The sequence below is a fragment of the Bacillus sp. SW14 genome (genome assembly GCF_047608225.1).
GTDB lineage: Bacteria > Bacillota > Bacilli > Bacillales > Bacillaceae > Bacillus > Bacillus subtilis_G.
In genome coordinates this window covers 2,703,798-2,729,880 of the sequence record NZ_JBLKRW010000001.1, presented here as the reverse complement: position 1 = coordinate 2,729,880, position 26,083 = coordinate 2,703,798, and the positions used below count along the sequence as shown (strand labels likewise).

Annotated in this window: 25 protein-coding genes and 1 pseudogene; 16 read left to right on the top strand and 10 right to left on the bottom strand. The window is 42.0% G+C overall.

Annotation, left to right across the window (positions count from 1 at the left end; all coding sequences use genetic code 11):
• From kinC to ade, 4 genes are all read left to right on the top strand, one after another.
• A complete protein-coding gene (gene kinC, locus ACMX2I_RS14000; protein ID WP_414957245.1) occupies positions 1–1,287 on the top strand; it encodes a two-component sensor histidine kinase KinC in 1,287 nt (428 codons plus the stop codon).
• Positions 1,288–1,301: 14 nt separating this feature from the next.
• Positions 1,302–2,129 (top strand): gamma-glutamylcyclotransferase, encoded by an 828-nt coding sequence (locus ACMX2I_RS13995; RefSeq protein ID WP_414957244.1) that lies wholly within the window; start codon positions 1,302–1,304, stop codon positions 2,127–2,129.
• A gap of 71 nt (positions 2,130–2,200) precedes the next feature.
• Positions 2,201–2,866 carry a Ktr system potassium transporter KtrC gene (gene ktrC, locus ACMX2I_RS13990; RefSeq protein WP_087992209.1) on the top strand — a complete coding sequence of 222 codons (666 nt, stop codon included), beginning with the start codon at positions 2,201–2,203 and terminating at the stop codon, positions 2,864–2,866.
• Positions 2,867–3,021: 155 nt separating this feature from the next.
• Positions 3,022–4,755, top strand: a complete 1,734-nt coding sequence (gene ade, locus ACMX2I_RS13985; protein WP_414957243.1) for an adenine deaminase — start codon at positions 3,022–3,024, stop codon at positions 4,753–4,755.
• Positions 4,756–4,788: 33 nt separating this feature from the next.
• Here the strand turns inward: ade and rnjA are convergent, their stop codons facing one another.
• The gene (rnjA, locus tag ACMX2I_RS13980) at positions 4,789–6,456 is read right to left on the bottom strand and encodes a ribonuclease J1 (RefSeq protein ID WP_148963702.1); all 1,668 of its coding nucleotides are present in this window, start codon (positions 6,454–6,456) and stop codon (positions 4,789–4,791) included.
• Between the two features lie 5 nt (positions 6,457–6,461).
• Positions 6,462–6,671 carry an RNA polymerase subunit omega 1 gene (rnpZA, locus tag ACMX2I_RS13975; RefSeq protein ID WP_003238840.1) on the bottom strand — a complete coding sequence of 70 codons (210 nt, stop codon included), beginning with the start codon at positions 6,669–6,671 and terminating at the stop codon, positions 6,462–6,464.
• A gap of 382 nt (positions 6,672–7,053) precedes the next feature.
• Between rnpZA and ACMX2I_RS13970 the strand changes: the two genes are divergently transcribed.
• Complete coding sequence (locus tag ACMX2I_RS13970) at positions 7,054–7,827, top strand: Cof-type HAD-IIB family hydrolase (RefSeq protein WP_333560498.1); 774 nt, start codon at positions 7,054–7,056, stop codon at positions 7,825–7,827.
• A 112-nt stretch (positions 7,828–7,939) separates the two neighbouring features.
• Positions 7,940–9,090 (top strand): IS3 family transposase gene (locus ACMX2I_RS13965; protein ID WP_414957242.1). Its coding sequence is split into 2 segments (ribosomal slippage): positions 7,940–8,213 and positions 8,213–9,090, totalling 1,152 coding nucleotides; the frame shifts between segments, so codons are not numbered across the junction.
• Positions 9,091–9,152: 62 nt separating this feature from the next.
• Here the strand turns inward: ACMX2I_RS13965 and def are convergent.
• Together def and ACMX2I_RS13955 are read right to left on the bottom strand one after the other, a co-directional pair.
• Positions 9,153–9,707: a peptide deformylase gene (gene def, locus ACMX2I_RS13960; RefSeq protein ID WP_202328627.1), complete on the bottom strand. Its 555-nt coding sequence runs from the start codon at positions 9,705–9,707 to the stop codon at positions 9,153–9,155.
• A gap of 108 nt (positions 9,708–9,815) precedes the next feature.
• The gene (locus ACMX2I_RS13955; RefSeq protein ID WP_087992204.1) at positions 9,816–9,968 is read right to left on the bottom strand and encodes a YjcZ family sporulation protein; all 153 of its coding nucleotides are present in this window, start codon (positions 9,966–9,968) and stop codon (positions 9,816–9,818) included.
• A gap of 212 nt (positions 9,969–10,180) precedes the next feature.
• Between ACMX2I_RS13955 and ACMX2I_RS13950 the strand changes: the two genes are divergently transcribed.
• The 5 genes from ACMX2I_RS13950 (at position 10,181) to lpdA (ending at position 16,237) form a co-directional block, all read left to right on the top strand.
• On the top strand, positions 10,181–10,852 hold the full coding sequence (locus ACMX2I_RS13950) for a YkyA family protein (RefSeq protein ID WP_414957241.1): 672 nt from the start codon (positions 10,181–10,183) through the stop codon (positions 10,850–10,852).
• A gap of 424 nt (positions 10,853–11,276) precedes the next feature.
• On the top strand, positions 11,277–12,392 hold the full coding sequence (pdhA, locus tag ACMX2I_RS13945; protein ID WP_128737819.1) for a pyruvate dehydrogenase (acetyl-transferring) E1 component subunit alpha: 1,116 nt from the start codon (positions 11,277–11,279) through the stop codon (positions 12,390–12,392).
• A 3-nt stretch (positions 12,393–12,395) separates the two neighbouring features.
• Positions 12,396–13,373, top strand: a complete 978-nt coding sequence (pdhB, locus tag ACMX2I_RS13940) for a pyruvate dehydrogenase complex E1 component subunit beta (RefSeq protein ID WP_289347075.1) — start codon at positions 12,396–12,398, stop codon at positions 13,371–13,373.
• A 115-nt stretch (positions 13,374–13,488) separates the two neighbouring features.
• On the top strand, positions 13,489–14,820 hold the full coding sequence (pdhC, locus tag ACMX2I_RS13935) for a pyruvate dehydrogenase complex dihydrolipoyllysine-residue acetyltransferase (RefSeq protein ID WP_333517691.1): 1,332 nt from the start codon (positions 13,489–13,491) through the stop codon (positions 14,818–14,820).
• Between the two features lie 4 nt (positions 14,821–14,824).
• Positions 14,825–16,237 carry a dihydrolipoyl dehydrogenase gene (lpdA, locus tag ACMX2I_RS13930; RefSeq protein WP_087992193.1) on the top strand — a complete coding sequence of 471 codons (1,413 nt, stop codon included), beginning with the start codon at positions 14,825–14,827 and terminating at the stop codon, positions 16,235–16,237.
• A 70-nt stretch (positions 16,238–16,307) separates the two neighbouring features.
• Here lpdA and ACMX2I_RS13925 read toward each other — a convergent pair.
• Positions 16,308–17,458 (bottom strand): annotated as a pseudogene (locus ACMX2I_RS13925) (IS3 family transposase).
• Positions 17,459–17,573: 115 nt separating this feature from the next.
• Positions 17,574–17,948 (bottom strand): peptidoglycan-associated lipoprotein Slp, encoded by a 375-nt coding sequence (gene slp, locus ACMX2I_RS13920; RefSeq protein WP_289347079.1) that lies wholly within the window; start codon positions 17,946–17,948, stop codon positions 17,574–17,576.
• Between the two features lie 421 nt (positions 17,949–18,369).
• On the opposite strand from slp, the gene ACMX2I_RS13915 reads away from it, so the two are divergent.
• A complete protein-coding gene (locus ACMX2I_RS13915) occupies positions 18,370–18,489 on the top strand; it encodes a GapA-binding peptide SR1P (RefSeq protein ID WP_082022512.1) in 120 nt (39 codons plus the stop codon).
• A gap of 36 nt (positions 18,490–18,525) precedes the next feature.
• Here the strand turns inward: ACMX2I_RS13915 and speA are convergent, their stop codons facing one another.
• The gene (speA, locus tag ACMX2I_RS13910) at positions 18,526–19,998 is read right to left on the bottom strand and encodes an arginine decarboxylase (RefSeq protein WP_087992191.1); all 1,473 of its coding nucleotides are present in this window, start codon (positions 19,996–19,998) and stop codon (positions 18,526–18,528) included.
• A gap of 184 nt (positions 19,999–20,182) precedes the next feature.
• On the opposite strand from speA, the gene ACMX2I_RS13905 reads away from it, so the two are divergent.
• Positions 20,183–20,449 carry a UPF0223 family protein gene (locus tag ACMX2I_RS13905; protein ID WP_064813643.1) on the top strand — a complete coding sequence of 89 codons (267 nt, stop codon included), beginning with the start codon at positions 20,183–20,185 and terminating at the stop codon, positions 20,447–20,449.
• A 36-nt stretch (positions 20,450–20,485) separates the two neighbouring features.
• Here the strand turns inward: ACMX2I_RS13905 and ACMX2I_RS13900 are convergent, their stop codons facing one another.
• Positions 20,486–21,124 carry a YktB family protein gene (locus ACMX2I_RS13900; RefSeq protein WP_414957240.1) on the bottom strand — a complete coding sequence of 213 codons (639 nt, stop codon included), beginning with the start codon at positions 21,122–21,124 and terminating at the stop codon, positions 20,486–20,488.
• A 238-nt stretch (positions 21,125–21,362) separates the two neighbouring features.
• On the opposite strand from ACMX2I_RS13900, the gene ACMX2I_RS13895 reads away from it, so the two are divergent.
• The 3 genes from ACMX2I_RS13895 (at position 21,363) to ACMX2I_RS13885 (ending at position 22,941) form a co-directional block, all read left to right on the top strand.
• Positions 21,363–21,551, top strand: a complete 189-nt coding sequence (locus tag ACMX2I_RS13895) for a hypothetical protein (protein ID WP_087992243.1) — start codon at positions 21,363–21,365, stop codon at positions 21,549–21,551.
• 138 nt (positions 21,552–21,689) lie between these two features.
• Positions 21,690–22,487, top strand: coding sequence for an inositol-1-monophosphatase (suhB, locus tag ACMX2I_RS13890; protein WP_414957239.1), 798 nt, complete (start codon positions 21,690–21,692; stop codon positions 22,485–22,487).
• Between the two features lie 25 nt (positions 22,488–22,512).
• Positions 22,513–22,941, top strand: a complete 429-nt coding sequence (locus ACMX2I_RS13885) for a GNAT family N-acetyltransferase (RefSeq protein WP_087992242.1) — start codon at positions 22,513–22,515, stop codon at positions 22,939–22,941.
• Between the two features lie 81 nt (positions 22,942–23,022).
• Here ACMX2I_RS13885 and ACMX2I_RS13880 read toward each other — a convergent pair whose 3' ends face one another.
• Complete coding sequence (locus ACMX2I_RS13880; protein WP_414957238.1) at positions 23,023–23,937, bottom strand: class I SAM-dependent methyltransferase; 915 nt, start codon at positions 23,935–23,937, stop codon at positions 23,023–23,025.
• 367 nt (positions 23,938–24,304) lie between these two features.
• Positions 24,305–25,870, bottom strand: a complete 1,566-nt coding sequence (nprE, locus tag ACMX2I_RS13875) for a neutral metalloprotease NprE (protein WP_414957237.1) — start codon at positions 25,868–25,870, stop codon at positions 24,305–24,307.
• Positions 25,871–26,083 lie beyond the last annotated feature (213 nt).

Here is a 26,083-nt window from a genome sequence, read left to right as displayed (position 1 = left end):
ATGAGAAAATATCAAGCACGTATCATTTCCATCATCTTGGCAATGATTTTTATTATGTTTTGGGATTATTTATTTTATTTTATAGGCAAAAATCCGATTAATTGGCCTGTTGATATTGTGTATACTGCAGTCACGTTAGCAAGTGTCTGGATGCTGGCTTATTATATTGATGAGAAACAGCAGCTGGTTAAGACAATGAAGGATAATGAATGGAAGTATAAACAGCTTTCTGAAGAAAAAAACCGCATCATGGATAATTTGCAGGAAATCGTATTTCAAACGAATGCAAAAGGCGAAATTACATATTTAAACCAAGCGTGGTCATCCATAACCGGCTTTTCAATCAATGAATGTATGGGAACGATGTATAATGATTACTTCATAAAAGAAAAACACGTAGCCGACCACATCAACACCCAAATCCAAAACCAAGCGTCTTCTGGTATGTTTACTGCAAAATACGTGACAAAGAACGGCACGATTTTTTGGGGAGAAGTTCATTATAAACTTTATTACGATCGGGATGACCAATTTACAGGCAGCTTGGGAACAATGTCAGATATCACTGAGCGGAAAGAGGCTGAAGATGAGCTCATTGAGATTAATGAACGGCTGGCGAGAGAATCACAGAAACTGTCAATCACAAGTGAACTTGCCGCCGGTATTGCACATGAAGTCAGAAACCCTTTAACCTCTGTCAGCGGTTTCCTTCAGATTATGAAAACACAATATCCCGACAGAAAGGGCTATTTTGACATCATCTTTTCAGAGATTAAAAGAATCGATTTGGTGCTCGGCGAGCTGTTGCTGCTTGCAAAACCGCAGGCGGTCACATTTAAAATGCATCAGCTCAATGAGATCCTGACACAAGTCACGACATTGCTTGATACCAATGCTATTCTGTCCAATATCGTCATAGAAAAAAATTTCGAAGAGACAGATAGCTGTATCATTAACGGGGATGAGAATCAGCTGAAGCAGGTCTTTATCAATATCATTAAAAATGGGATTGAGGCAATGCCAAAAGGCGGTGTCGTTACCATTTCGACTGCTAAGACAGCCTCTCACGCCGTGATAAGCGTCAAAGATGAAGGAAACGGCATGCCGCAGGAAAAGCTTAAGCAGATTGGCAAACCTTTTTATTCAACAAAGGAAAAGGGCACCGGACTCGGACTTGCGATTTGTTTAAGAATCCTGAAGGAACATGACGGAGAATTGAAAATCGAAAGTGAAGCTGGAAAAGGCAGTGTCTTTCAAGTTGTTTTGCCTTTCAAATCAGACAGCTGAGAGGGGAAAATAAGATGAACTCGCTTCTCTTTGTATACGGGACATTGAGAAAACATGAAAAGAATCATCAGCTGCTTGCACAATCGGCATGTATCAATGAGCAGGCCAGAACGAAGGGATGTCTGTTTGCTGCAAATGAGGGGCCCGCAGCTGTTTTTGAAGATGAAGGTTATATATGCGGCGAGTTATATGAAGCAGATGAATGGTGTATACATAAGCTTGATCAATTTTATCAAGGCTATGAAAAACAAACGGCGCTTGTAGAAACGGATGCCGGAATCAAAAAAGCGCTTGTTTATTTTATGAACAAAAACGTGTGTGCCGGCTTTCCAAAAATAAGCAGCGGTGACTGGAAAGCACATCAGATGATCAGCAAATCGCAAAATCCTGTTTATTATTTTGCCTATGGGTCCTGCATGGACAATGCCCGCTTTCAAAAGGCGGGAGTCGATCACTATTTTCAAGATCCAGTGGGAGGAGCTGTTTTAAAAGGGTACACAACCCGCTTCACGCTAAAAAGGGAAGACGGCTCAAGAGCGGATATGATGGAAGACGGAGGAACAACAGAAGGCGTTTTATATCGCATTCCTTTTTCCGCTCTCACCTATCTATATAAAAGGGAGGGCGTTGCATCTCTTACGTATCGGCCTGCATTTGTAGACGTTGAAGCTGGCGGAAGGCGCTACACAGATTGCTTAACCTTTCTCGTCCTCCAAAAAGAAGCGGAAACCGCTCCGCCTCAGCACTATCAGATGGAAATTGAACGGGGAGCGGAGATGTATTTATCACCGGGGTTTACTGAAAAGCTCAAGCGGCATATGAATTCGCTGCCAAAAGGATAACGAAATTAACACTGTTACAAAAGAATATGATAAAATTTGTTCAATATGATGTTAGGTAAAGGAGCACCACTATGAAAAAAGAATTTGCGGTAATTGGACTGGGCCGTTTTGGTGGCAGTATTTGCAAAGCATTAAGCGAAGAAGGCGTCGAGGTTATGGCGATGGATATCGATGAAGATAAAGTCAACGAGTATGCCAAGATCGCATCTCACGCCGTTATCGGTGATTCAACAGATGAATCTGTCCTGAAAAATTTAGGTCTGCGAAATTTTGACCACGTTATTGTAGCAATCGGTGAAAATATCCAGGCGAGTATTTTAACGACTCTCATTCTGAAAGAACTGGGCGTTCATACCATTACAGTGAAGGCACAGAACGATTATCACGAAAAAGTGCTTTCTAAAATTGGTGCGGACCACATCGTCCACCCGGAACGCGATATGGCAAAACGAATTGCGCATAACATCGTGTCCAACAACGTACTTGATTATTTGGAACTGTCTGAAGAGCATAGTCTAGTCGAAATCGTAGCCAACAGCCGCCTGGCCGGAAATACGCTTCTTGATTTAGATATCCGTGCGAAATACGGGATTAACATTGTAGCCATTAAAAGAGGCAAGGAAGTCATCGTGTCGCCGCTTGCGACCGAAGTCATCCATCGAGAAGATATCCTCATCGTTATTGGTTCTGTTACAGACATTTCCCGTTTTGAAAAAAGAGTTCTTTATACAAAATAGCAGTAAGACAAACCGTCCCCAAAGGGCGGTTTTTCATATTATCAGAATATAACAACTTTAATGAAATGAGCGGCAATTTCTTAAAATTTTATTGACTAAGCACAGGCGTTCCGATAGCATGTTGTACCATATAATAAAAAAGAGGAGGGGCCTATTTGAATAAAGAAGTGCTGGTGAATAGGCTGAATGCTTCAGCCCGAAGACAAAAAGCTGATATCGTCATTAAGAACGGAAAAATCATGGACGTATTTAATCAAGAGTGGATATATGAAGATATTGCGATTACGGACGGAGTCATTGTAGGCCTCGGCGAGTATGAAGGCGAAAATAACATTGATGCAGAGGGACAAATGATTGTTCCGGGTTTTATTGATGGACATGTACATATTGAGTCATCAATGGTTACACCGATTGAGTTCGCTAAAGCGGTATTGCCGCATGGTGTGACGACAGTTGTTACCGATCCGCATGAGATCGCGAATGTGTCTGGTAAAAAAGGGATTGCATTTATGATTGAACAGGCTCGGCAAACACCGCTGAATATTCATTTTATGCTTCCCTCCAGTGTGCCTGCCGCAAGCTTTGAGCGATCAGGCGCAGTTCTTAAAGCTGCCGATTTAAAGCCTTTTTACGAAGAGAAAGAAGTCTTAGGGCTAGCTGAAGTCATGGACTATGTATCAGTTCAGCAGGCTGAAGAAGATATGGTTCAGAAACTGCTCGATGCCCGTATTGCAGGAAAGCGGGTTGACGGTCATTTAGCGGGTTTAACGACAGACCTCATTAACATTTATAGAACCGCATTTGTCTTAAATGATCATGAAGTAACGACGAAGGAAGAAGCGCTTGATCGTATTAGAAGAGGAATGTATGTCATGATGCGTGAAGGATCAGTCGCAAAAAACACTCTCAATGTGCTCCCGGCGGTGAATGAAAAGAACGCACGCCGTTTCTTCTTCTGTACGGATGATAAGCATGTGGATGATTTATTGTCAGAGGGAAGTGTGAATCATCAGGTGAAAATGGCGATTCAAGCCGGACTTGACCCGTTTTTAGCCTATCAATTAGGGAGCCTCAATGCAGCTGAATGCTACGGATTAGATACAAAGGGAGCGATTGCTCCGGGTTTTGATGCTGATTTGCTTTTTGTTTCTGATCTGGGAAACGTCACTGTCACAAAGACAATGGTAAATGGGCAGACTGTTGCTGAAGGAGGCGAAGCAGTCTATCAGGATAGCGCTTCAGCTCCCGCACCAGAACCGGCACTGCTTGATTCTGTTAAGCTTGCTGCTCCTCTTAACAAACAGAATTTAAATATGCCAATCGATTCAAAGCAGCAAATCCATGTGATTCAAATCATTCCTAATCAGCTTGAAACACGGTTGGTGCGTGTGCCGCCTCCTGATGCCCATGTTTTTGAACCTGACACTGAGCTCGATTTGTTAAAGATTGCAGTTGTTGAGCGGCATAAAGGGTTAAAAGAAACCGGTCTTGGTGTTGTGAAAGGATTTGGATTCAAGAGCGGAGCGATTGCCACAAGCATTTCGCACGATTCCCATAATATTATTGCCGTTGGGACAAATGATGCCGATATTGCGGCTGCAGTTAATAAGCTGCAGGAAATTGGCGGAGGATTAACGATTATAAAAAATGGAGAAGAGCTTCATTCAGTACCGCTGCCGATTGCAGGGTTACTATCAGACCAATCTGCGGAACAGGTGAATCAAAGCTTGCTGACGCTGCATGATCAATTGTCGTCAGTCGGTTTCACAGGCGGGTTTAATCCATTTTTGACGCTGTCGTTTTTAGCTTTGCCTGTCATTCCTGACATTAAAATGACAACAACAGGATTATTTGATGTAAAGTCATTTCAGCACATAACACTGCAATAAAAAAGATGCACTCACTTTGGAGTGCATCTTTTTTTAAACCTCCATAATGATCGGAAGGATCATCGGACGGCGTTTCGTTTTTTCGTATAAGAACGGCGCAAGCGTATCTGTAATCTCGTTTTTGATTTCAGACCATTGAGTCGTTTTTCGTTCCATCACTTTTTGTAAGTGGTTTGAAATGAGCTCTTGAGCGTCATTGATCAAGTCGCCAGATTCTCTCATGTAAACAAACCCTCTGGAAATCAAATCAGGTCCCGCTGAAACCTTAAAGTCCTCCATGTCAATGCTGACAACCACAATGACAAGCCCTTCCTCAGAAAGAATTCTGCGGTCACGAAGTACGATATTGCCAATATCACCGATACCGCTTCCGTCAATGTATACTGAACCGGACGGGATTTTACCGGCAACTGAAGCTTCATCGCCCTTAAGCGCCAAAACCTCACCATTATCCATGATAAAGCAATTTTCTTCAGGGATGCCGCAATCAGTTGCAAGCTTGACATGCATTTTTTGCATTCTGTACTCACCGTGAATCGGCATGAAGAATTTAGGTTTGATTAAACGAAGCATCAGCTTCTGTTCTTCCTGCCCGCCGTGACCGGATGTATGGATATCATTAAGAGGCCCGTGAATAACCTCAGCCCCAGCACGGTACAGCTGATTGATTGTACGGCTCACGCTGATTGTGTTTCCTGGGATAGGGGATGAAGAAAATACGACTGTATCCCCAGGAATAATCGAAATCTGGCGGTGTGTGCCGTTTGCAATTCTTGATAAAGCTGCCATCGGTTCCCCTTGGCTTCCGGTACATAATATCGTTACTTTATTGGCAGGCAAACGATTGATTTCGTTATGCTCAATAAATGTATTTTTAGGACAGCTAATATAACCGAGCGTTTGTCCGATTTCGATAGCCGATTCCATACTGCGTCCAAATACGGCAACTTTTCTTCCATTTAATACAGCAGCCTCAATCACCTGCTGCAAGCGGTGAATATTCGACGCAAATGTAGCGAAAATAACTCGGCCGTCCACCTTGCGGAAAATGTCATGAATGCTTTCTCCGACACGGCGCTCAGACATGGTGAACTCCGGGTTTTCACTGTTTGTGCTGTCTGATAGGAGGCACAGAACGCCTTCTTTGCCGATTTCGGCCATTTTCGTTAAGTTTGCCGGCTCACCGACTGGAGTAAAATCGAATTTAAAATCTCCAGTATGTACAATGTTTCCGGGCGGCGTTTTTACAACTATACCGTAGGAATCCGGAATACTATGTGTTGTTCTGAAGAATGACACAGCCGTTTTACGGAATTTTACGATATCATCCTCACCGATAATGTTCAGTTTCGTCTGTCGTAATAATCCATGCTCTTCAAGTTTATTCCGAAGTAAGCCGATCGCGAGTTTACCGCCGTAAACAGGAATATTCACTTGTCTGAGCAGGTACGGAATACCGCCGATATGGTCTTCATGGCCGTGGGTGATAAAAAGCCCTTTAATTTTATCTTCATTTTTGACTAAATACGTGTAATCAGGGATAACGTAGTCAATGCCGAGCAGTTCGTCCTCGGGAAACTTGATCCCCGCATCAATTAGCACAATCTCATCCTGAAATTGTACAGCGTACGTATTTTTACCGATTTCGCCCAATCCTCCGAGGGCGAAAACAGCAGTCTGATCATTTTTTACAAATTTCATACCGCTCATAACTCCAATACTTTAAAATTTTCGCTTTGTTGTTCATATTCTAAAAATGCACCATTAACAGGTGTAATAAACTCAATATTAAATTTCTTCTCTTTCAGCTTTGTTCTGACGTCACGCTCAGATACGCCTTCAATATAAAGTGAATCTGTCTTTTCCCGAACAGGTACTTCGTCAGCCTTTTCTTGATAAAATACCTTATAAATCATCCAAATCTCTCCTTAAATGCCGTATGTTAGACTCGCTTATTCTATTATATTCGAAAACGGAATATAAGGAAAGCCTTGAGAAAAATAAGGCCCCCTCGAAAAGCGAAAGATCCATTGTCAGGCAATTGCTTTCTTGCGGAGCATTCCGTTCCATTGTCTTCTGAGTTTCTTTCTTAATTTGCGCAGCATTTGTTAGTTCCTCCTTTCATCATAACTTGTCCAGAGTTCTTTTATACAAATAGTATACGAAGATTATGGAAGACTTCTCGTGGTTATTAATGGAATTTAATATGAGTTTTGAACGAAATAGTTTGCTGAATGGCAATCTTTTTGTATGATGAGGGTGGGAATTGCAGATCAAGACGATAAAGGGGAAGTTATAATGGATTCAAAATTAATTTTTTTTGATATTGACGGTACGATATATGATCATGACAAAAATATACCGGAAAGTACGAGGGAAACGGTGGCGGAGCTGCAGCGCCAAGGGCATCATGTGTTTATTGCCAGCGGGCGGTCTCCGTTTTTAGTTAAGCCGATTTTAGAGGAGCTGGGCATACACTCGTTTATTTCCTATAATGGGCAGTATGTTGTCTTTGAAAATCAAGTGATTTATAAAAATCCACTGCCTGAAGAGGCAATCAGCCGATTATTAAAGCAGGCGGGAAAGGACAAACATCCTGTCGTGTTTATGGCTGAGGACACGATGAAAGCGACTGTTGCGGATCACCCTCATGTAATGGAGGGAATCGGAAGTCTTAAAACCGATTATCCAGAAACCGATGACCTTTTCTATGAAGGAAAAGAAATTTTCCAGCTTCTTTTATTTTGCCAGGATGAAGAAGAAAAGGTTTATGCCGCTTTTCCTGAGTTTGATCTAGTGCGTTGGCATGAGCTTTCGACTGATGTTCTTCCGCATGGAGGTTCGAAGGCGGAAGGGATTAAAAAAGTCATCGAGCGTCTTCCTTTTGCTATCAGCGATACATATGCTTTCGGCGACGGATTAAACGATCTGCAAATGATTGAGTATGTCGGGACAGGCGTAGCTATGGGAAATGCTGTTCCTGAATTGAAAGAAATCGCGGATTTTGTAACAAAGCCGGTAGACGAGGATGGAATTGCGTACGCTGTCAAAGAATTGGGCCTTTTAAAATAAAAAAACGGCTGGCACTGGGGACTGACCCCATAAAATGAGACAAATAAAAAACACCTTCAAGTTTGAAAACGGATCGTTGTTATCCGAAATTAGACTTGGAGGTGTTTTTTCTATGGGGACAAGAGTGAGTTATCCGCTTGAAGTGAAACAGAAGGCTGTAGAAATGAGATTGGCAGGCGTACCTATGAAAGAGATCATGCAGGAGTTGAATATCAAAAATAATACGCAGATTAAGACATGGGTCAGATGGTATAAGGCTGGTGATACACATCGATTTGAACAGCCTGTTGGTAAGCAATACACTTATGGAAAAGGTCCGGAGTATTCTTCCGAATTAGAGAAACTGCAGGCAGAGAATCGTTACCTGAGACAACAGAATGAAGTTTTAAAAAAGTACAACGAATTGGAAAGGAAGTTGATAGCCAAACGTCAGTCGAACTTGTAGAAGGATTGCACAGCACAATGACCGTGCAGGATATCTGTGTTCATTTAGGTATCTCACGAGCGTCTTATTATCGTTGGAAGAAGAATCTGACGAAAGATCACCCCAAACGGCATTTAGAGAAACAAATTGGCGTAGTATGCCGAAAGCACAAGTATCGATATGGATATCGAAAAATCACCGCCCTATTAAAAAAGGAAATGTGCATTAACCATAAAACGGTTCAGCGTATCATGCAGAAAAATCAGTGGCAGTGCAGGGTTAAGGTGAAAAAGCGCAAGAAGAATGGGCAGCCATATGCCGTGGTCGATAATATATTAGATCGGAACTTTCAGTCTGATCATCCTCTTGAAAAACTAGTAACGGACATCACGTATTTGCCTTATGGACAGAAGCAATTGTACCTTTCCAGTATATTGGATGTATACAATGGAGAAGTGATTGCTTTTACGATTGGAGATAAGCAGGACACAGACTTTGTCTTACACACACTTGATCAACTGCCAACACTGCCTGAGAACTGCGTGTTACATAGTGACCAAGGATCTGTGTATACATCTTACGAGTATCAGAAAGCTGTTAAAACAAAAGGCATTACCATGAGCATGTCCCGCAAAGGGACGCCCGCTGATAATGCCTCCATCGAATCGTTTCATTCCTCACTAAAGTCTGAAACGTTCTATCTTAACAGCATTGATCGAACCACGACCGCCATCGTAGAACGCACTGTCAAAGAATACATTTATTATTATAACAATATTCGAATTCAAACGAAACTAAACAGCCAATCACCGATAAGCTATCGGCAATTGGCTGTTTGAAAGGTGTTTTGATCCCTGTCTCAAAAACGGGGGTCAGTCCCACTGTGCCAGCCGTTTTTATTTTAGCGTTCAATCGCGATTGCATTTTCAGGTTCTTTGAAAGGATTTTCTTTATCAATATAATCATAGAACATCACGCCGTTCAAATGATCGATCTCATGCTGAAACACAATAGCGGGAAATCCTTTTAAACGAATATCAATGTTTTCGCCTTCAAGGGTTGTTCCTTTTACTCTGATGCGAGCATGGCGGGGAACATAGCCTGGAATCGCTTCATCAACAGACAGGCAGCCCTCGCCGCTAGTTAAGTAGCTTTTTTCGACAGAATGGCTGACGATCCTTGGATTAAATAAAGCATAGCTGTATAACGTTCCGGAAGCATCTTCCGCATGAACGGCGATCATTCGTTTTTTAATATTAATTTGAGGAGCTGCGAGACCTACGCCTGGACGCAGCTTGTATTTTTCGGCTAATTCGGGATTTTGGCTGTTCTTAACAAATTCGATCATGTCGGCCAGCTGCTGTTTTTCTGTATCACCCGGAGGCAGCTCGACAGGTTCGGCTGTCTCTCTTAGGGCTGGATGGCCGTCACGTACGATGTTTTCCATAGTAATCAAGAAACTTCACTCCTAAAGCTTAATATGTAAATTATATCGGATTTCTTCACAAAGGTGCAACGAAACAAATGACCAGCCATCTCGGCTGGTCAAGTTCATTCTGTGTAATTAGCAACAGCCTCCGCCTAAATAAGCAGCTCCGACAATGATTAACAGAATGAATAAAACAACGATTAACGCAAATGTGCGGCCATATCCTGCTCCGCCATATCCGTAACCACCATAACCGCAGCAGCCTCCGCCGTAACCATATCCATACATATTACAAAACCTCCTCTTTAAATTACGCCAGAGCCTTTATTAGTAGGCATAGCGTCTACTATAACCTATGTAAAAACAATAAAGTTGTATGGTCATCTGTCCTGATTTTTCACTTTTTTGATTTAATTTTAGAGCTTCCTTATACAGGACAGCTATTGCCAAATGACCCAGTGAATTCTATAGTAGGAATTGTCAAGATTGGGGGATTTAACGTGAAAGACGCAATAAAACGGCGGTCCGGAATGAAAATCGGTGCTTTTTGTGTGATGACACTGATATTAACAGGATGTATGGGACAAGACCCGGTTGATTCACTTCATCATTCATTAGAAAAAGCCGCGGAATCGGAAAAGCCGTTTCTAGAAGAACAGAAAACGCTCGAAGAATTAGAAGCGAAAGAAAATCAGCTTTATGATGATGTCATGCAGCTCAATATGGATGATTATAAAAAAATTGTTGCTTTATCGAACGAGGCGCTTGGAAATATCAGCAAGCGCGAAGAACATCTGAAGGTTGAAAATGAAAGCATCAAAAAATCAGAATCGGAATTTGAAGAAGCAAAAACGTCTGCTGAACATATTAAGGATAAACACATAAAAGAAAAGGCTAATGCCGCAACAAGCCAGATGGAGAAAAGATATTCATCATATGACTCCATGTATGAAGAATATAATAAAGCGCTTCAGCTTGATAAAAAGCTGTATATGCAGTTGAAAGATAAAAATTTGACACGAGATGATCTTGACCAGCAGATCGATAAAGTCAATGCTTCTTATGAAAAGGTCCTTAAATATAGCGGAGAATTTAATGAACAAACAGAAAAATATAATAAAGCCCGGGAAGATCTATATGATGCCGCAGGCTATCACGTGAAAAAGAGCTGAATTTAGTCCAGCTCTTTTTTTAAAATAAACACGACGCTGATTTTGTTCAAAATTTTCATTTCTATTGTAGTACAGTATGTCAGTGTATACTAGTACAGTTTTGAGTGCAGTCAGCATCTGTTTTTTAATTGGAAATGTAAAGCGAATACAATTATTGAAAATCAGCGATGAAAACGATTGACGGTTCTTCTTTATTTGGTGTAAACTAATCCATGTTAAGCGGTGTTGTATTAGTTTTTTACAACTTCGAAATAATACAGTTCAAAGCAGAGTGTAACTATCCTACATAAAAGGTTTCGGCAAACTGGGGATCGGCTAAAATATATACGACTTACTGATAATACTTTAGGGTACCCTAAGTTTGTATGTATAAAAGGAATGCACGTCTAATGACTGTTTAAAAGAAAGGAAGAGGTGACTTAGTATGGCTGCAAAAACGAAAAAAGCTATTGTCGATAGTAAAAAGCAATTTGATGCCATTAAAAAGCAGTTCGAAACGTTCCAAATTTTAAATGAAAAGGGAGAAGTCGTGAATGAAGCGGCGATGCCTGATTTAACAGATGATCAATTAAAAGAGCTAATGCGCCGCATGGTATTTACGCGTGTGCTTGATCAGCGCTCTATCTCATTAAACCGTCAAGGGCGTCTCGGATTTTACGCTCCTACTGCGGGCCAAGAAGCTTCTCAGATTGCAACGCATTTCGCGCTTGAAAAAGAAGATTTTGTTCTTCCGGGATACCGTGATGTGCCTCAGTTGATTTGGCACGGCCTTCCATTATATCAAGCGTTCCTTTTCTCTCGCGGGCATTTCAGAGGAAACCAAATGCCTGATGATGTGAATGCTCTTTCTCCACAAATCATTATCGGTGCTCAATACATTCAAACAGCCGGTGTTGCGTTAGGTCTTAAAAAACGCGGTAAGAAAGCTGTCGCAATCACTTACACTGGTGACGGCGGAGCTTCACAAGGGGACTTCTACGAAGGAATTAACTTTGCCGGCGCGTATAAAGCACCTGCAATCTTCGTTGTGCAAAACAACCGTTACGCGATTTCAACTCCGGTTGAAAAGCAATCTGCGGCTGAAACAATCGCGCAAAAAGCTGTATCTGCCGGTATTGTCGGCGTACAAGTAGACGGAATGGATCCGCTTGCTGTATACGCTGCAACTGCTGAAGCACGCGAGCGCGCAATCAACGGCGAAGGCCCGACGCTGATTGAAACACTTACATTCCGTTACGGCCCGCACACAATGGCTGGTGACGATCCGACTAAATACCGCACAAAAGAAATCGAAAATGAGTGGGAACAAAAAGATCCGCTTGTACGTTTCCGTGCGTTCCTTGAAAACAAAGGCTTATGGTCTGAAGAAGAAGAAGCTAAAGTAATCGAGGATGCGAAAGAAGAAATTAAGCAAGCGATTAAAAAAGCTGATGCTGAGCCTAAGCAAAAAGTAACGGATTTAATGAAAATCATGTACGAAAAAATGCCTCACAACCTTGAGGAGCAATTTGAAATTTATACACAGAAGGAGTCGAAGTAAGCCATGGCGCAAATGACAATGATTCAAGCAATCACGGATGCGTTACGCACAGAACTGAAAAATGACGAAAATGTCTTAGTTTTCGGAGAAGACGTTGGTGTAAACGGCGGCGTATTCCGTGCGACAGAAGGATTGCAAAAAGAATTCGGTGAAGACCGTGTGTTTGACACGCCGCTTGCTGAATCTGGTATCGGCGGTCTTGCCCTTGGTTTAGGCTTAAACGGCTTCCGTCCGGTAATGGAAATCCAATTCTTCGGATTTGTTTTCGAAGTAATGGATTCTGTTTCAGGCCAAATGGCTCGTATGCGCTACCGTTCTGGCGGTCGCTGGACGTCACCTGTAACCATTCGTTCTCCGTTCGGCGGCGGTGTTCATACTCCTGAGCTTCACGCTGACAGCTTAGAAGGTCTTGTTGCACAGCAGCCTGGTATCAAAGTTGTTATTCCGTCAACTCCTTACGATGCTAAAGGACTTTTAATTTCTGCGATCAGAGACAATGATCCTGTTGTTTTCTTAGAGCATATGAAGCTTTACCGTTCTTTCCGTCAGGAAGTTCCTGAAGAAGAATACACAATTGAGATTGGCAAAGCTGACGTGAAACGTGAAGGTACTGACCTTTCAATCATCACTTACGGCGCAATGGTTCACGAATCATTAAAAGCTGCCGAGGAGCTTGAAAAAGACGGCATTTCTGCTGAAGTTGTCGACCTTCGCACTGTAAGCCCGCTTGATATCGATACAATCATCGCATCTGTCGAAAAAACAGGACGCGCGATTGTGGTTCAAGAGGCACAAAAACAAGCCGGTGTTGGTGCAAACGTAGTAGCAGAAATTAATGACCGCGCGATCTTGAGCTTGGAAGCGCCTGTGCTTCGTGTGGCTGCGCCTGATACAGTATTTCCTTTCTCTCAAGCGGAAAGCGTATGGCTTCCAAACCATAAAGACGTTCTTGAAACAGCAAGAAAAGTACTTGAATTTTAATCAAACTGCATAATATAGAGGGAAGATGAACATTTTCCCTCTATATATATATCTGTTTTCAATGCATACGATGTAAACGTTAAAATTGCTTAATCAAACTAGGAGGTCGAAAACTGTGGCATTTGAATTTAAACTTCCAGATATCGGGGAAGGTATCCACGAAGGCGAAATCGTAAAATGGTTTGTCAAGCCTAACGATGAGGTAGACGAAGATGATGTACTGGCTGAAGTGCAAAATGATAAAGCAGTAGTAGAAATTCCTTCACCTGTTAAAGGAAAAGTATTAGAATTAAAAGTTGAAGAGGGAACGGTTGCAACTGTTGGACAAACGATCATTACGTTTGATGCACCTGGTTACGAAGACCTTCAATTTAAAGGCAGCGAAGAGTCAGACGACGCGAAAACTGAAGCACAAGTTCAATCAACTGCAGAAGCTGGACAAGACGTTGCGAAAGAAGAGCAAGCTCAAGAGCCTGCAAAAGCAACTGGCGCAGGACAGCAGGATCAAGCTGAAGTTGACCCGAACAAACGCGTCATCGCTATGCCTTCTGTACGTAAATATGCTCGTGAAAAAGGCGTAGACATCCGTAAAGTAACTGGCTCAGGCAATAACGGACGTGTTGTGAAAGAAGATATCGACAGCTTTGTAAACGGAGGAGCGCAAGAAGCTGCTGCGCCACAAGAAACAGCTGCACCGCAAGAAACAGCTGCTAAACCGGCTGCTGCACCAGCTCCAGAGGGCGAATTCCCAGAAACACGCGAAAAAATGAGCGGTATCCGTAAAGCAATTGCGAAAGCGATGGTTAACTCTAAACACACTGCTCCTCACGTAACATTAATGGATGAAGTGGACGTAACAAACCTTGTTGCACATCGTAAACAGTTCAAACAGGTTGCTGCTGATCAAGGAATCAAGCTGACTTTCTTGCCTTACGTTGTAAAAGCTCTGACATCTGCACTGAAAAAATTCCCTGTTTTAAACACGTCAATTGACGATAAAACAGAAGAAGTAGTCCAAAAACATTACTTCAACATCGGTATCGCTGCTGATACTGAAAAAGGCTTGCTTGTACCAGTTGTGAAAAATGCAGATCGTAAATCTGTCTTTGAAATTTCTGATGAAATCAATGGCCTTGCAACAAAAGCTCGTGAAGGCAAGCTTGCTCCAGCTGAAATGAAAGGCGCATCTTGCACAATTACAAACATCGGTTCTGCCGGCGGACAATGGTTTACTCCGGTTATCAACCATCCAGAAGTTGCGATTCTTGGTATCGGACGCATTGCAGAAAAAGCGATTGTTCGTGATGGCGAAATCGTAGCAGCTCCAGTCTTAGCTCTTTCTCTCAGCTTCGACCACCGTATGATCGACGGAGCAACTGCGCAAAATGCATTAAATCACATCAAGCGTTTACTGAACGATCCACAATTAATTTTAATGGAGGCGTAATGTTATGGTAGTAGGAGATTTCCCTATTGAAACAGATACTCTTGTAATCGGTGCGGGACCTGGCGGCTATGTAGCTGCCATCCGCGCTGCACAGCTTGGACAAAAAGTAACAGTCGTTGAAAAAGCAACTCTTGGAGGCGTTTGTCTGAACGTTGGATGTATCCCTTCAAAAGCGCTGATCAATGCTGGCCACCGTTATGAGAATGCAAAGCATTCTGACGACATGGGAATCACGGCTGAGAACGTATCAGTTGATTTCACAAAAGTTCAAGAATGGAAAGCTTCTGTCGTAAACAAGCTTACTGGCGGTGTTGGAGGTCTTCTTAAAGGCAACAAAGTAGATGTTGTAAAAGGCGAAGCTTATTTTGTAGACAGCAATTCAGTTCGTGTCATGGATGAGAACTCTGCTCAAACATACACGTTCAAAAACGCAATCATTGCAACTGGTTCTCGTCCTATCGAATTGCCAAACTTCAAATATACTGAGCGTGTCCTAAATTCAACAGGCGCTTTGGCTCTTAAAGAAATTCCTAAAAAGCTCGTTGTGATCGGCGGCGGATACATCGGAACTGAGCTCGGAACTGCGTATGCTAACTTCGGCACTGAGCTTGTTATTCTTGAAGGCGGAGATGAAATTCTTCCTGGCTTCGAAAAACAAATGAGTTCTCTTGTTACACGCAGACTGAAGAAAAAAGGCAACGTTGAAATCCATACAAATGCGATGGCTAAAGGCGTTGAAGAAAAACCAGACGGCGTAACAGTTACTTTTGAAGTAAAAGGCGAAGAAAAAACGGTTGATGCTGATTACGTACTGATCACAGTAGGACGCCGTCCAAACACTGATGAGCTTGGTCTTGAGCAAGTCGGTATTGAAATGACGGACCGCGGTGTCGTGAAAACTGACAAACAGTGCCGCACTAACGTACCTAACATTTATGCAATCGGTGACATCATCGAAGGACCGCCGCTTGCTCACAAAGCATCTTACGAAGGTAAAATCGCAGCAGAAGCTATCGCTGGAGAGCCTGCAGAAATCGATTACCTTGGTATTCCTGCGGTTGTCTTCTCTGAGCCTGAACTTGCATCAGTTGGTTACACTGAAGCACAGGCGAAAGAAGAAGGCCTTGATATTGTTGCTGCTAAATTCCCATTTGGTGCAAACGGCCGTGCCCTTTCTCTTAACGAAACAGACGGCTTCATGAAGCTGATCACTCGTAAAGAGGACGGTCTTGTAATCGGTGCACAAATCGCCGGTGCAAGTGCTTCTGATATGATTTCTGAATTAAGCTTAGCGATCGAAGGCGGCATGACTGCTGAGGATATCGCGATGACAATTCACGCTCACCCAACATTGGGCGAAATCACAATGGAAGCAGCTGAAGTGGCAATCGGAAGTCCGATTCACATCGTAAAATAATGCTCATACCAAAAACAGCCCTCGCTCAAGGGACTGACCCCCGTTTTTGAGACAGGGATCAAAACACCTTTCAAACAGCCAATTGCCGATAGCTTATCGGTGATTGGCTGTTTAGTTTCGTTTGAATTCGAATATTGTTATAATAATAAATGTATTCTTTGACAGTGCGTTCTACGATGGCGGTCGTGGTTCGATCAATGCTGTTAAGATAGAACGTTTCAGACTTTAGTGAGGAATGAAACGATTCGATGGAGGCATTATCAGCGGGCGTCCCTTTGCGGGACATGCTCATGGTAATGCCTTTTGTTTTAACAGCTTTCTGATACTCGTAAGATGTATACACAGATCCTTGGTCACTATGTAACACGCAGTTCTCAGGCAGTGTTGGCAGCTGATCAAGTGTGTCTAAGACAAAGTCTGTGTCCTGCTTATCTCCAATCGTAAAAGCAACCACTTCTCCATTGTATACATCCAATATACTGGAAAGGTACAATTGTTTCTGTCCATAAGGCAAATATGTGATGTCCGTTACTAGTTTTTCAAGAGGGCGATCAGACTGAAAGTTCCGATCCAATATATTATGGGCTACGGCATATGGCTGCCCGTTTTTCTTGCGTTTCTTCATCTTAACCCTGCACTGCCACTGATTTTTCTGCATGATACGCTGAACCGTTTTATGGTTAATGCACATTTCCTTTTTTAATAGGGCGGTGATTTTTCGATATCCATATCGATACTTGTGCTTTCGGCATACTACGCCAATTTGTTTCTCTAAATGCCGTTTGGGGTGATCTTTCGTCAGATTCTTCTTCCAACGATAATAAGACGCTCGTGAGATACCTAAATGAACACAGATATCCTGCACGGTCATTGTGCTGTGCAATCCTTCTACAAGTTCGACTGACGTTTGGCTATCAACTTCCTTTCCAATTCGTTGTACTTTTTTAACACTTTATTCTGTTGTCTCAGGTATCGATTCTCTGCCTGCAGTTTCTCTAACTCGGAAGAATACTCCGGACCTTTTCCGTAAGTGTATTGCTTTCCAACAGGCTGTTCGAATCGATGTGTATCCCCAGCCTTATGCCATCTAACCTATGTCTGAACCTGTGTCTTATTCTTGATATTCAATTTCTGCATGATCTCTTTCATAGGCACGCCTGCCAATCTCATGTCTACAGCCTTCTGTTTCACTTCAACCGGATAACTCACTCTTGTCCCCATAGAAAAAACACCTCCAAGTCTAATGTCGGATAACAACGATCCGTTTTCAAACTTGAAGGTGTTTTTTATTTGTCTCATTTTATGGGGTCAGTCCCTCAATGCGGGGCTGTTTTATTTATTTTGACAGCACATGCTGCAATGGTTTAACGATGTCTTCTTTCTTTTTCACACATCCCTCGATTTTCACAACGACATGGCGCTGATCAACAACCATAAGGGTAGGGACGGTTTCAATCTCATCTTCCCAGCCTTCTTTGTTATCATAAACCTTCATTTTATCTATCTGCTCAGGGTAATCTTTTTCTAAATCAAGCAGTGCATCGTAATATGGCGCTTCCTCGTCAATTTGGTTTTCATCAGAAAAAAACAAAATTTGTGTATGATGAATGTTGTCAATCCGGCTTTTTTTCATCGGATTGATGGCGGAAAGCGTACAGCCCGATAAAGCAAATACTATTATCAGTATGGGGAATACCGCGCGATATCGCATCTATCTTCTCCTCTGTATAAACAATAGTAAACTAGCTTTAGTTTATCATGAGAGGCGGCTGAATCTGCTCCTTGTTACCTAATTGTTATATAATTGAAACCGTTTTTAAAGTGAGATTACATAGTATATCAATCGTTTAAAATGCCATTCTGGGGGTATGCAGAATTTATTGCTTTTCGTTCGTTCATAAAAGTTCAAGAAAACATGAAATCACGGGATGTATTTTTGCATATGTATCGATTAAAACTGTTTCGTGAAGAAGATATTGTATGGTGAAAAATGAAAAAAACACTATATATAACGAAATAAAAATTAAATGTGTCATACAGTTTACGGTTGACATTTTAAATGTGACATATTAATATAATAGCAACAAGAGAAATTAAGCGTTTTCAAAATTCAAAGAAATGGGGAATATGAGATGGGAACGATTGTTTGCCAAGATTGCAACGAAGCCATTCATTACTTTGAAGATGAGAAAGTGACAACATTATACGGATCATGCTGCGGACAATGTCAATGTCCTGTTGATGAAGAGTAATAAAAAGCATGCGGGCTCAAGCCGCATGCTTTTTATTTATTGAATCGCTTTTTGCTCTTTAATGACCCGGATCATGTTTAATGTCGAATCTTCAGGTCCTTGAACCGGTAGACCTGCGTCAAGGTTCTTAAAAATGTAGCTGATGTTGTCTTCTGTAATAATCTCACCTGGAATGAAGATCGGAATGCCAGGAGGATATACCATTACAAATTCAGCGATAATCCGTCCGGATGCTTCTTTTAATGGGATGACCTCCGTATTTGCGTAGAAAGCATCACGCGGAGTCATTGCCAATAAAGGAATTTCCGGAAGCAGTACTTCAGTTTGCTGGTGCGTTATATCTTTTTCTGACATATGATGTGCAATCTCTGTTAAAGCCTCTGCAAGCCGGTCTGCATCATTTTGGCTGTCACCAGGGGTGAAAATACACAAAATATTGTACAGATCAGAAAGCTCAACTTCAATATTAAAGGATTCACGAAGCCATTTTTCAACATCATGACCTGTGAGTCCAAGACTTTTAACAGAGATAATCAATTTTGTCGGGTCATAACTGTAAGCTGCTTTCGAACCAAGAATCTCAGAACCGACACAATAAATGCCTTCAATCTGATTGAGGCGGTTTCTCGTCTGGTTGGCGAGCTTCAGTGTCTCCTCAGCAAGCTGATGGCCTTCTGTCGCAAGACGTTTTCTGGCAACATCCAAAGAGGCGAGAAGTAAGTAAGATGTAGACGTTGTTGTCAGCATACTCAGGATGGATTGCACTCTGTCTTTGGAAACAAGGCCCTCTCTCATGTTTAAAATAGAGCTCTGCGTCAGTGATCCCCCCAGCTTGTGTACACTTGTAGCTGCTATGTCCGCTCCTGCCTGCATGGCTGAAAGCGGCAATTCGTCGTGAAAATGAATGTGAACCCCGTGTGCTTCATCAACTAGAACCGGCACATCAAACGAATGAGCAAGTTCTACGATGCTTTTTAAGTCGGCTGCAACACCGAAATATGTCGGGTTGATGACGAGGAGCCCTTTTGCATCTGGATGCTCGGTAAGCGCCCGTTTAGCAGATTCAAGCGTAATGCCGTGAGATATGCCTAATTCATTGTCAATTTCCGGATGAATAAAGATTGGAATTGCGCCGGAAAATACAATAGCTGTCATGATTGATTTGTGCACATTTCTCGGAATAATAATTTTATCTCCAGGTCCGCAAACAGCCATCACCATTGTCATAATGGCGCCGCTCGTTCCTTGAACAGAAAAAAATGTGTGGTCCGCGCCAAATGCTTCAGCCGCCAGATCCTGTGCTTGTTTAATGATGCCTTTGGGCGCGTGCAGGTCATCTAGTGGTTCAATATTGATTAAATCTATGCTTAACGCGTTTTCACCGATAAAATCTCTGAATTCTGGGTCCATTCCTGCCCCTTTTTTATGGCCGGGAATGTGGAATTGAACAGGCTGTCTGCTTGCATGCTTTTTCAGTCCTGTGTATAAGGGTGTTTCATGTTGCGGCAATTGTTTTCCCACCTTTGTAATCATACCTATGCATAATAGTGTGTATTAAAATCAGTTTCTCAATCGTTTTTTAGACGTAAAACAAATGAATTATATTATGAACTTGAAAGAATGTAAAGAACAATTTATGATCAAATGAAGATGCTTTCTCTTAAGGGGAGCAAATCTATAAGGAGTGAAGAAAATGGAATATCAATACCCGATGAATGAAGATTGGACAACTGAAGAAGCAGTGGATGTGATTGCGTTTTTCCAGCAGGTTGAGCTTGCATATGAAAAAGGCGCAGATCGCGAAGAGCTTCTTAAAGCTTACCGCCGTTTCAAAGAAATTGTACCGGGAAAGGCCGAGGAAAAAACGCTATGCGGCGAGTTTGAAGAACAAAGTACATACTCTCCTTATCGCACAGTCAAACAGGCAAGAGAATCTGATCAGGCGAAGATTAAGATGTAAGAAAGAGCCGGAGGCAATTCATGCCCCGGCTCTTGTTTATGCTTGTGATACCTTTTGGGTGAAGCGGTACAAGAAAGCAAGCTGCTGAAAGGCATCGTCGATACGCTGAAGGAATTCCTGGTTATTCATATTCAGCACTTCTTCTTTTTGAAGCTGAATGCCGCATAACAGCTCGGCTTTCTTTACAGTCTGCAAACGCTCAAACAGGGTCTTCAGCTGTTCCTTATCCATTTCAGACTGCTTATGTACTCCTGGTTTTGTGTGATCTGCGGACCAAACGAAGCTGTCTGGGATATTCTTTGTTATGGTTTCCTGCTTTGCTTCAAGCCATTTGCCGTATTCTTCTTTGATAGGGGATTCATAAATAATCGCGAACCACACAAATACGTGGCTTTCCCATAAACCAATCTGAAAATGCGGCAGTTTTTTATAGCCTCTTTTGCTGTTTGCGAACGCCACCCAGCTATCAGCAGGGGGATTGACGGATCTTCTTGCGTGCTTTGCCACATGCGGAAACATTTCATCTCCGGTTAAAGCTGATAAAGTCGGGGCAAAATGTTCGCCTAGAGCTGTAAGCTTCGGACGGACCGTCTCTTTTAATACCTCCATGCGCGCGTCTAAGCCTTCTATTGTAAATGTGTTAAAGTCTTCTTCTGTAAAACGCATTTGTGTCATGATTTTCCTCCTTCATGCAAGTAAACATATTTTATCACAGTTCATACGAGCGTCAAAAAGATTGAACGCGTTTGAAGAAAGGGGAAATGTGGTAATAAACCAATAGGTAAACACACAATTTTCAGAATCCTGTTACGCGTAAATAGAACAATCATACGATATAAGAAGTAATCATTGTTGAATGGCAAAATGGGATGCTTTTTTGCAAACAAATGATCTCTGGAAGGGGCGAAAGACAATGAGGCAAGTTGTGAAAGAGGGTTTTAAGGAAGAGAAAAACAATCGTGTAGCTGTCTGGAGACTAGAGGTAGATTATGAATTGGCAACCCTGTATGAAGCAATTCAAAAAGAAAATGAAGAACAAATTGAACAAAGCAAAAACAAACTTGAGCGACTCAGAAAAGAATGGATTCGTCTTAACGGGTAAAAAGCGATAGTGAAAACGAACCGCATGAATGGTTCGTTTTTACATGAGAAGGGATATTTTTCATTTTCCTTGCTTTTTCACCGCCGTTATCAGTATCCTATAAAATAAAGGTCTACATAGAAGAGAGGGTACACAAGAATGACAAATTGGACGGAAATTGATGAAATTGCAAAAAAATGGGTAAGGGAAGCAGGCGCGAGAATTAAACAATCCATGCATGAAAGCCTGACAATTGAAACAAAATCAAATCCGAATGATTTAGTCACCAATATTGACAAAGAAACGGAAAAGTTTTTTATTGACCGCATTCAAGAAACGTTTCCGGGACACCGCATACTTGGCGAAGAAGGGCAAGGAGACAAACTCCACTCATTGGAGGGAGTCGTCTGGATTATCGACCCGATTGACGGGACGATGAATTTTGTTCACCAGCAAAGAAATTTTGCGATTTCAATCGGAATTTTTGAAAACGGAGAAGGGAAAATCGGATTAATTTATGATGTGGTGCATGATGAACTTTATCACGCATTTAGCGGCAGAGGAGCTTATATGAATGAAACGAGGCTGACTCCTTTGAAAGAAACCGTCATTGAAGAAGCCATTCTTGGCATTAATGCGACATGGATAACGGAAAACAGAAGAATTGATCCAAGTGTGTTAGCGCCCCTTGTGAAAAGAGTCAGAGGCACACGTTCCTACGGTTCTGCCGCTTTAGAGCTGGCAAATGTCGCGGCAGGAAGAATAGATGCTTACATCACGATGCGGCTTGCGCCATGGGATTACGCGGCCGGCTGTGTACTGTTAAATGAAGTGGGAGGCATTTATTCGACCATTGAGGGTGAGCCGTTTACCTTTTTAGAAAATCACAGTGTTTTGGCCGGAAAACCATCTATACATAAAACGGTATTTGAAGAGTACCTTCGTGCTGAAAAGTAGGTTATTTGAACAGGACGACCTCAGCTTGTTAGAAACGCTCGCGGAGGCTCATCCAGTATGGAAAGAGGAGGAATTTGGGGAGAAAGATGCTGAAAGCTATATGATCTCCTACTCCATGTACAACGGATCCTGGCTTGTATGGGAAAAAGACGGTCGGCCTGTTGCCCTCAGCTATCATCTCGAATGGGCCCCTTCCAACGGAAAGCCGTGGCTGGGAACGGTGCTTGTAGACCCGGATGAAGAAAAAAAGGGGCATGCGAGGATGATCATTGAACGGATCAGCAAATCGCTCAGAGCCAAACATAAAGCGATGTTTGCGGCAGTTCCTATTGACCGTAGTGAATGGATATTGTTTTTGAGCCAATGCGGGTTTGAACAGCTGAAAATGGAGAAAGATGATAGAGGCAAACCATTTATGATCCTGGTGAAGCCTTTAGCGGAAGCTGCCGTATGATAACGGCAGCTTATTTTTTGTAAGCTGTTAACCATAAAAAGCCTCCCAAAAATGAGAGGCCAATCTGTGGTAAAAGAAACATTATTTTTTAACCGCATGAATATAATGAATCGTTTCAAACGCTGACAAATCGTCTATTCGATTGCCAAAGAAAAGGTTATGAATGTCGTCGGGTGATAGATGTTCATAGATGAGTAAACCTGCTGACTCTAACAGATGTTCAATTTCTTGATAAGTAAAACAAGATTTCATCGGTTCGCCGCTTGCGGCAGCCATTTTCACCATATGTTCAACTCGATTTGATGTTCCTTTTGCAGTAAAGAGTGTTTCGTCGGCATAATCAAAAACGATAGAACTCCCTGAGGGGACATGAGAAAATAAATGGCTGATCAAGCTTGCATTTTCTTCTCGTGTTAAATAATAAGACACTCCCAGAAGGCTGAAGAATGTTTTTGTGTTTTCAAATCCTTCATCTATAAGAGGCTGATAGGAAAACGTTTTGGTAAAATCCATAGGAACAAAGTGAAGGTGCTCCGGGATGGTCAGCTTTGCATCTTTCAGCTTATTTTTTTTGAATTGCTGTGTAGCCGGATGATCAACCTCGAAAACTTTTAAGCTGTTTTCCAATTCAGGATGCCGAAAACAGAAAGTATCCAGCCCGGCCCCAAGAATGACATACTGTTTTGCTCCAAGCATTAATTCGTTGTGTAAAACTTTTTCGCAATACGAAGCACGTGCTAAGGGCGTGGGTGACAGCTGGACTTGCGTAACCCATTTTAATATTTCTTCGGGATCATTTTGCAGGCGTTCAGCAATCTCTTTGTTGAAAAACGTGATTCCTTGAATCATATTCTCGCTGATGTCGGAAAACTCTTTTTCGTTAATAAGATCTTTTGCAATAAAATCATCAAAAATGAGAGGTGTGTCATATCGGCTGTGATACGCACGGGCAAAAGCTGAAATCAAAGACGTTAAGCTGGACTGATTTTTCCTCATGAAATGATCCTCCATAAAAAAATAAGATTCCCCTGGCCAGGAGAATCTTATTATACATACAAATATATTAATAGTAAATTATAGCATAAATAAAATTTTTGTCAATGTTTTTGCTCTTTTCTAGAAGCGCAATCCTTCACATAACAAGTGTCGCTAGAAGAATTTCTCTATCAATTTTGTGCGTTGAATCAGGGAAGATCGACTGCCGCTTTCCCTGTGCTGCACACTTGCGGCTGTACCCCCTCTTTTTTTGCAAATCAGAAGCGGTTTCTGATTTTTTAACATCGTTCTTTCATGCTGAAGAGAGAAATGAATACATGTAACAAAAAAAGCCTGAGGGATCTCAGATCTCAGGCTTTTCCTAACATTACAATCCAACAGCATTCCAGGCTGCTTCAACTTTTGCGGCATCAGTTGAGCCGTAAAGATCACGGGCAGACTGAATGAGCGCTGCTTTGGCATCTTTGAACGTGGAAGAAGGTGTAAGATACGTTGTTAACGCACGGTAATAGATCTGCTGTGATTTAGATACACCTAGTTTTGTAATGGTATTGTAAGCGGCTTTATTTGGAATTCCGCTGTTTGTGTGTACGCCGCCATAATCGCCTTCATCTGTGTTCGGAAGGTTTTGGTAATCGGCGTAATTGTCAGGCTGATCGTATTTTGTCGGATTGGACAGGCTGCGGAGAGCAGGCTGGCTGACTGTAATGTCTTCACCAATGTCCCAGTCTTCTGTATCTGTAAAATAACCGAATACGTCAGAGAATGATTCGTTTAATGCCCCCGGCTGATTTTCATAAATCAAGTTGGCCGTTTCTTGAGTGACGCCATGTGTCATTTCATGTGCTGTCACATCTAATGAGCCGGAAAGCGGAGAGAAGAATGATCCGTCGCCGTCACCGTAAATCATTTGATCGCCTGTCCATGCAGCATTGTTATACCGAGTGCCGTAGTGAACGGAAGAAACGATTTTACTGCCTTTGTTATCATAGCTGTTTCGTTTAAAGTTTGAATAAAAATAATCGTACACTTTACCGAGGTTATAGTGGGCGTCAACGGCTGCCCGTTGTGATGAAGATGTAAACGTTTTAGTTGTGCTTGAGACAAGCGTACCTGGAAGGCGGCTTTGTCTGTTTTGTAAGTCATATGTGATGATTTGTGTGCCTGTTGGTTTTGAAAGATCTCTTAGAACGTATTTTCCGCTTTCATAAGAGATGTTCAAAGGAACAGTTGCGCCCTTTAGAGTTGTTCCGCTTCCAGTGGCAGCAGCATGTTCCACTTTATTTTGCTGTTTTAATATGCTGCCTGTTTCGGCATCTATTAAGACTTCCCAGTTTGCAGGTTCAGGCTCGATATAGCGAATCGTCACGTCGTAAGCAAGACGATAGCTGCCATCCTTTGTTTCTATCGCTTTTAACTCGGCTTTGTTACTATTTTTGGCTGTTCCGTTAGAAACAGCGTCTGGTGATTTGCTGATGGCTTTGAAAGCGAGTGCCAGTGCTTTTTCAGAAGAGACTTTTTGGCTGTTTTCTGTTTTTGCAGCAGATTGATTGTGTAATTCGCCATTGACCGCATAGACATTATCGGATTTATCGACGTGAACGATCACCTGTGAATCTTTAATAGGCACTCCGTTAACTACAGGCGCATATCGAAAGTGCTTGTACCCAAGGGCATCAGTAGTACTTTCGACAAGCTTCAGCCTTTTGGCGGGGTCACCTTTAAAAATGTTGCTGTTCTTTTTCAAAAACTGTTTGACAGCCTTGTCATTTGGTGCAGAGAGCTCTGATTGAGCTATTGCGTTTTTGGAGAGGAAGTTAGTTTGATTCTCTTTAAGCTGATGGTTTTCAGCAGCCTGAACACCAGGAAGGCTGATTGACAAACTCATAAACGAAGCAGCGACAGCAACAGACAATTTCTTACCTAAACCCACAATAAATCCCCCTTTTTTGAAAATACTGAAAAATCTTTATATCGTTATATTAAACTAGCATTTTGGAATACTCAACAAAAACTAACATAACTAGACAAAATTGATAGAAATGTCCTGTGTTTATTTTTGCTGAATAATATCCAGATGAGTCAAGTGTCATGTGATGGCTCATTGCAAGAGTTATGGGGAAGAAAAGAAATATTTGTTTCTTAT